The sequence below is a fragment of the Agromyces sp. P1_H4 genome (genome assembly GCF_056405255.1).
The window spans coordinates 1-5153 of sequence record NZ_JBFUCL010000274.1 but is presented as its reverse complement, the minus strand read 5'-3'; the positions used below and the strand labels follow the sequence as shown (position 1 = coordinate 5153).

The 5153-nt window shown below is 73.4% G+C and carries 4 protein-coding genes; all 4 read right to left on the bottom strand.

Going from position 1 to position 5153, the window contains the following annotated elements; genetic code table 11:
* Positions 1 to 1253, bottom strand: a 1253-nt coding sequence (locus AC1DY2_RS14995) for a DUF58 domain-containing protein (protein ID WP_476763153.1), incomplete at its 3' end; no start/stop codon positions are given.
* 1 nt (position 1254) lies between these two features.
* Complete coding sequence (locus tag AC1DY2_RS14990; RefSeq protein WP_476763152.1) at positions 1255 to 2292, bottom strand: AAA family ATPase; 1038 nt, start codon at positions 2290 to 2292, stop codon at positions 1255 to 1257.
* The gene (coaD, locus tag AC1DY2_RS14985; RefSeq protein ID WP_159606486.1) at positions 2289 to 2780 is read right to left on the bottom strand and encodes a pantetheine-phosphate adenylyltransferase; all 492 of its coding nucleotides are present in this window, start codon (positions 2778 to 2780) and stop codon (positions 2289 to 2291) included. Before coaD ends, AC1DY2_RS14990 begins: the two co-directional genes overlap by 4 nt.
* A gap of 51 nt (positions 2781 to 2831) precedes the next feature.
* Complete coding sequence (locus AC1DY2_RS14980; RefSeq protein ID WP_476763151.1) at positions 2832 to 5036, bottom strand: ATP-dependent DNA helicase RecG; 2205 nt, start codon at positions 5034 to 5036, stop codon at positions 2832 to 2834.
* Between the last annotated feature and the right edge of the window lie 117 nt (positions 5037 to 5153).

The following is a 5153-nucleotide window of genomic DNA, read 5'->3' as shown; positions in this document are numbered from 1 at the left end:
ATGCGCCAGTCGGCCTCCTCGAGCACGTCGAGCACCCGCCTCGACGTGGTCTCGGCGGCGAAGGCGACCGCGGGCTCGAACGCGGGCCGCAGCGCCACCAGGTTGGCGGCGTCCTGATCGTCGGGGTCCACCAGCACGGCGAAACCCGGGGCKCGCGCCTCCCGCGCACGGGGGTGCGACTCCCGACCCGCCGTCGCGGCATCCGCGTGCGGGGCGGCACGCCCGGGCTCATCGATCCGCGCGAGGTCCTCGAGCAGCACCCGGTCGCCGCCCGGCATCCGGTAGCCGCCGTCAAGGGCGCTGCCAGGCACGACGCCGCGCTCGGGGTCGGCGATCTGCGTGCATCGGACCTGGAACCCGCGCTCGAGCAGGTGCACGCCGATCGAGGCGGCCACCTCGATGCCGAGCTCGAAGGCGTGATGCGGACGATCGTCGTGCTCGCGTCGCAGCGACGACACGTGCGGGCGCCCGGACATCGTCGTGTCGAGCAGGATGCGCGCCTCGGGATCGCCGCGCTGCTCCTCCTCGCGCACCATGAGCTCGCCGCGCCGGGCCGTGGCCGCCCAGTTCACGCGGCGCAGCGGGTCGCCGTAGCGGTACTCGCGAGCGATCAGCTCGTCGGAGTTCGGATGCGACCGCCGCTGCAGGCCGTGCACGACGCCGTCGATGGACGCGGCGCTGCCCAGCGCGGCCTCGAGGGGCGTGACCCTCGGCGTCACCACCAGTTCGTGTCCCGTGCCGATCTCGCGGTCGATGCGAGCGAGTCCGAACGGGTCGGTGATGCCGACGCGGAGCGGTCCGACTGACACGACGCCGCGCCGCGGCATCCGGAGCCGGTATTCGAGGCGAACCGTGTCGTCGCCCGACGGGAGCACCCCCTCGTACGGGCCGATCGCCGGAAGGATGGCCTCAGGCGGCGCGGTCACGCCCTCGGGCGCCGTGTCCCGCCAGTGCGCGCCGTCGAACGTGCGCCGTCCGCGGTTCTTGACCACGAGCGACACCCGCGTCGAGCCCCCGGCCGCCACCACCGGTGGCGCGAACGCCCGGGTGACCGCGAGCCGCGGCGTGCGCACGACCACGAACACGGCGGCGGCGGCGGGCATCGCGATGCCCACGAAGGCGAGCAGCAGGATGTCGCGCAGGTCGAACCACAGCGACACTGCGAGCAGCGCCACGCCCACGACGACCAGCGTGCCCCCGCGACGCGTGAGCCGCGGCCAGGCCGAGACGCGAAGGGGACGCGGGCGGGACATGTCAGTTCCTTCGTGCGCTGCCGACCGGAACCGGCGTCTCCCCCACGATGCGGCGCACGATGGCGTCGATGAGCGGCCCGYTGTCGCGGTCGTGCGAGCCCACGGCCCGGCTCGTGGGCACGAGCCGGTGTGCGAGCACGGGCACGGCGAGCGCGTCCACGTCGTCGGGCAGCACGAAGTCTCGTCCGTGCATGGCGGCGTGGGCCTTCGCCGCGCGGATCAGCTGCAGGGTGGCGCGGGGGCTTGCGCCGAKCCGCAGCTGTCGATCCTCGCGAGTGGCGCGGGCGAGCTGCACCGCGTACTCCTTGACGGGCTGGGACGTGAAGACGTGCTGCACCGCCGCGATCATGTCGCGCAGCTCGGCGAGCGTGACGACCGGCCCGAGCCGGTCGAGGGGGCTCGACGTCTCGCGCTGGGAGAGCATGGCGATCTCGTCGGCCGGCGACGGGTAGCCCATCGAGACGCGCGCCATGAAGCGGTCACGCTGCGCCTCGGGCAGCGGGTAGGTGCCCTCCATCTCGACCGGGTTCTGGGTGGCGACGACGGTGAACGGCGGCTCGAGCACGTAGGTCGTGCCGTCGGCCGTGACCTGCCGCTCCTCCATGCACTCGAGGAGGGCGGACTGCGTCTTGGGGCTCGCGCGGTTGATCTCGTCGCCGATGATGATGTTGGCGAACACCGGCCCGCGCTTGAACTCGAAGCGGCGGCTCGCCTGGTCGAACACGGACACGCCCGTCACGTCGCTCGGCAGCAGGTCGGGCGTGAACTGGATGCGGCTCACGGTGCTGTCGACCGAGCGGGCGAGCGCCTTGGCGAGCATCGTCTTGCCGACCCCGGGCACGTCCTCGATGAGCAGGTGCCCCTCGGCCAGCAGCACGGTGAGCGCCGCGGTGATGGCGTCGCGCTTGCCGGCGATGACGGCCTCGACGTTCTGCACGATGGCGGCGGCGCGCGACCCCACCTCGTCGATGCCCATCACGAGCTCGGGCACGTCGGCCGCGTCGCCGGCGCCGCTGAGGGTCACTGCCGCTTCGGTCATGTCGTCATCGCCGCCTGGAGGTAGTCGGAGACGGCGACGGGCACGTAGGGCGCGACGTCGCCGCCGAGGGCGGACACCTGTCGCACGAGCGAGCTCGACACGTGGGCGTTCGCCGGGTCGGGGAGGAGGAAGACGGTCTCGACGCCGGCCAGGTGGCGGTTCACGATCGCCATCGGCGTCTCGTATGCCACGTCGATCTGCGAGCGGATGCCCTTGACGAGCACCGTCGCGCCGACGTCCGTGCAGTAGTCGACCAGGAGCCCCATGCTCCAGGACGCGACGACGATGCGGCCCTGGATGCCGGCGTCGGCGATCGAGCGCTCGATGAGCGCGACCCGCTGCGCGATCGGCAGGAGGGCCGACTTGTCGGGGTTGTGCACCACGACGACATGCAGCTCGTCGTAGAGCCCCGCGGCCCGCCCGATGACGTCGAGGTGGCCGAGCGTGACGGGGTCGAATGATCCTGGGACGACGGCGATCCGCTGCATACGCACCAGCGTAGTGCGCGGAACTCGGCGCGAAAGGGCCGATCCAGAGTCTCAGCCCTTGCTCAGGAATCCGCTGGCCTCGGCGTCGACCCGGCGCCGCACCTCAGCGGCGAGCGCCGCATGCCCGTCGAGGCCCGGATCGCCGTCGAGCACCTCGGCCGCGAGCTCGCGTGCATCGGCGATGACGTCGCCGTCGCGCGCGACGCGGAGCAGCTTCAGCGACGACCTGCCGCCCGACTGGACGGCCCCGAGCACGTCGCCCTCCTGCCTGAGCTCGAGGTCGACGCGGGCGAGCTCGAACCCGTCGAGCGTCGCCGCCACGGCCTCGACCCGCTGCCGTGCGAGCGAGCCCTGCTCGGCCGCGGTGACGAGCAGGCACAGCCCGGGCACGCTCCCCCGTCCCACGCGGCCCCGGAGCTGGTGCAGCTGCGACACCCCGAAGCGGTCGGCGTCGACGACGACCATGGCGCTCGCGTTGGGCACGTCGACCCCCACCTCGATGACGGTGGTGGCGACGAGCACGTCGAGGTCGCCCGCTGCGAACGCGCGCATCGTGGCATCCTTCTCCTCGGCGCTCATGCGCCCGTGCAGCGGCGCGACCCGGATGTGGGCGAACCGTGGGTGCGCGGTGAGCTCGGCCAGCACCGACGCGACGGATGCCGCGGGGCTGGCGCTCTCGGACGCGTCGCCTCCCTCGGCCGACTCGCCGTCGTCTTCGGCGACCTTGGCCTCGATCGCGGGGCACACGACGAATCCCTGACGGCCGAGCTCCACCTCCTCGGCCAGGCGCTCCCAGACCCGCGCGCGCCAGCCCGGCCGGTCGGCGAGCGGGACCACGTGCGACTCGATGCCGGCGCGCCCGGCGGGCAGTTCGCGGATCGTCGACACGTCGAGGTCGCCGAACACCGTCATCGCCACCGTGCGCGGGATGGGCGTGGCGGTGAGCACCAGCACGTGCGGCGGGTGCTGCCCCTTGAGCCGCAGCGCCTCGCGCTGCTCGACGCCGAACCGGTGCTGCTCGTCGACGACCACGAGGCCGAGGTCGGCGAACGAGACGTTGTCGCCGATGAGCGCGTGCGTGCCCACGACGATGCGCGACTGCCCGGCTGCGGCGCGCAGCAGCGCCTTGCGCCGCTCGGCGGTCGCCAGCTGCCCGGTCAGCAGGGTCGGCACCAGCGCGGCAGACAGCTCGGGGCCGAGCATGCGCACCATGGAGCGCAGGTGCTGGGCCGCGAGCACCTCGGTGGGCGCCAGCAGCGCCGACTGCCCGCCGGTGTCGGCCACGGCGAGCATGGCGCGCAGGGCGACCACCGTCTTGCCCGAGCCCACCTCGCCCTGCACGAGCCGGTTCATCGGCACCGGCTGCTCGAGGTCGTCGGCGATCTCCGCCCCCACGGACTGCTGGTCGCCCGTGAGCGTGAACGGCAGGGACGCGTCGAACCGCTCGAGCAGGCCGCCGGGCGACGGATGCCGCGCGGTCGTCGAGTGCGCACGAAGCTCGGCTCGGCGCAGGAGCAGTGCGGTCTGGAGCACGAACGCCTCGGTGAAGCGGAGCGTGCGACGCGCGGCCTTCCAGTCGGCCTCGACCTCGGGGCGGTGGATGGCCTCGAACGCGCGCCGCTGGTCGAGGAGCGACCGCGCCGCGCGGACGGCGGCGGGGACCGGATCGTCGACCTCGCCCAGGCCGTCGAGCAGCAGGTCGATCGACTTCGCGAGCTGCCAGCTCGCCAGCGTGCTCGTCGCCGGGTAGATGGGGATCGGCGCCTCGGCCCATCGCTTGGCCGCCGCGGCATCCGCCGTGATGGGCGTCTCGTCGTCGAACAGCTCGTAGTCGGGGTGGGCGAGCTGCCGGTTGCCCCGGTAGTCGCCGACCTTGCCCGCGAAGATGCCGCGGCGCCCGGGACGCAGGTCGTTCTCGCGCCACTTCTGGTTGAAGAACGTGAGCGTCAGGATGCCGGTGCCGTCGGAGATCTTCGCCTCGAGGATCGAGCCGCGCCGCTGGCGCATCTCGCGCACGCGCACCTCGAGCACCTCGGCGACGATCGTGACGTTCTCGTCGAGCGGGAGGCTGGCGAGCGCCGTGAGCTCACCCCGGAGCGCGTACCGCCGCGGGTAGTGGCCCAGCATCTCGCCGACCGTGCGGTAGCCGAACGCGCGCTCCACCGCCTGCGCCGTGCGCCCGCCGAGCGCGCCCGTGAGCCGGGTGTCGAGGGTGAACCGGCCGGCGCCAGCGGCATCCGCTCCTTCGGCCGTCATGCCTCGATCGTAGGCTCCCCTGCCGACTCGGCGCCCGCCAGCTCGGCGAGCTCGGCCTGCACGTACGGGTCGTCGGGGCGTGCCCTGGCGAGCTCACGCTGCAGGTCGAGCGCCTCC

Coding starts and splice junctions, on each gene's coding strand:
- coaD (WP_159606486.1), bottom strand. CDS start 2,780: ATGCAGCGGATCGCCGTCGTCCCAGGATCATTCGACCCCGTCACGCTC.
- AC1DY2_RS14980 (WP_476763151.1), bottom strand. CDS start 5,036: ATGACGGCCGAAGGAGCGGATGCCGCTGGCGCCGGCCGGTTCACCCTC.